This is a genomic window from Erythrobacter tepidarius, assembly GCF_002155695.1.
Taxonomy (GTDB): Bacteria; Pseudomonadota; Alphaproteobacteria; order Sphingomonadales; family Sphingomonadaceae; genus Erythrobacter; species Erythrobacter tepidarius.
This window is the reverse complement of the sequence record NZ_MUYJ01000032.1, coordinates 1-1,438: the sequence shown is the minus strand read 5'-3', so window position 1 is coordinate 1,438 and position 1,438 is coordinate 1. Positions and strand designations below refer to the sequence as shown.

Genomic DNA, 1,438 nt, shown 5'->3' with positions numbered 1-1,438 from the left:
ACCTCATCAGCAAGCAGAATACCGGTTCGGGCGTATGGGCGGACACCGCTTATCGCTCGAAGAAGAACGAGGCGTTCCTCGAGCGGGGCATGTTCAAGAGCCACATCCACCAGAAGCGCACGCCGCGTCGGCCGCTGCCCAAACACATCGCCAGAGCCAATGCCAAGCGCTCCGCTGTGCGCTCGGCGGTCGAGCACGTGTTCGCATGTCAGAAGCACCGCATGGGGCTGTTCATCCGCACCATCGGCATCGCCAGAGCCCGGATCAAGATCGGCATGGCCAACCTTGCCTATAACTTCCAGCGCCTCGCCTGGCTCGAGGGGCAAGGTGCGCCTGCATAGCGCGAAAACGGACTGCTGAGCGGCACTCAGGCCCCGAAAACCGCGGAAACCAGGCCGAAAAGGCCAGCCTTCACGCACAAAAGACCGCGATCAGACCATCCGCGCCCTCATCAGGCCGAAAACAGCAGGTTCTTCGAGGTGTCCAATCTTTGTTGTCTTTGATCCATTTCCTCAACTCAGCCTGCACAGCAGCATTGTCCGATCCGTACTTAGATCTGAATTTCAAGTATTGCTCTTTTATAAGGTTTGCAGCCGCACTGGGACGAGACCATGTTTTGAGAGCGGACTTATTCTTTGCAAAGCAAATAATATATTCGTGCTCTATGTTGATCTGTGTTTCGTTGTTGTCTGTAGCCGTTTGCAAAACGATTGTTCCAACAAAATTTGCGCCACCGAAAACATCCTCGCAGACCTTTTTCAGATTCGAATATTCATTTTCATCAATACTTATGAAAATGACCCCGTCTTCGCGAAGGATATTCCTTGCAGCCTTAACGCGTGGATAGATCATAGACAGCCAAGCGGAATGGAAACGACCATTTCCGTCTGGATTGGCAACAAGACGTGCCCCCTGTTCGCTACGCTCACCTGAAGCAATTTCCTGCGTAACCTGGACACCTCGAAGAACCTGCTGTTTTCGGCCTGATGAGGGCGCGGATGGTCTGATCGCGGTCTTTTGTGCGTGAAGGCTGGCCTTTTCGGCCTGGTTTCCGCGGTTTTCGGGGCCTGAGTGCCGCTCAGCAGTCCGTTTTCGCGCTATGCAGGCGCACCTTGCCCCTCGAGCCAGGCGAGGCGCTGGAAGTTATAGGCAAGGTTGGCCATGCCGATCTTGATCCGGGCTCTGGCGATGCCGATGGTGCGGATGAACAGCCCCATGCGGTGCTTCTGACATGCGAACACGTGCTCGACCGCCGAGCGCACAGCGGAGCGCTTGGCATTGGCTCTGGCGATGTGTTTGGGCAGCGGCCGACGCGGCGTGCGCTTCTGGTGGATGTGGCTCTTGAACATGCCCCGCTCGAGGAACGCCTCGTTCTTCTTCGAGCGATAAGCGGTGTCCGCCCATACGCCCGAACCGGTATTCTGCTTGCTGATGAGGT

3 protein-coding genes are annotated in these 1,438 nt (G+C 56.3%); 1 reads left to right on the top strand and 2 read right to left on the bottom strand.

Going from position 1 to position 1,438, the window contains the following annotated elements:
- Positions 1–341: transposase (locus tag BZF61_RS15490; protein ID WP_143736936.1), on the top strand; the 341-nt coding region annotated here is incomplete at its 5' end.
- 70 nt (positions 342–411) lie between these two features.
- Here the strand turns inward: BZF61_RS15490 and BZF61_RS15485 are convergent.
- Positions 412–858, bottom strand: a complete 447-nt coding sequence (locus BZF61_RS15485) for a DNA methyltransferase (protein ID WP_281251538.1) — start codon at positions 856–858, stop codon at positions 412–414.
- Between the two features lie 239 nt (positions 859–1,097).
- A partial coding sequence (locus BZF61_RS15480; protein ID WP_143736936.1) for a transposase occupies positions 1,098–1,438 on the bottom strand: 341 nt, incomplete at its 5' end.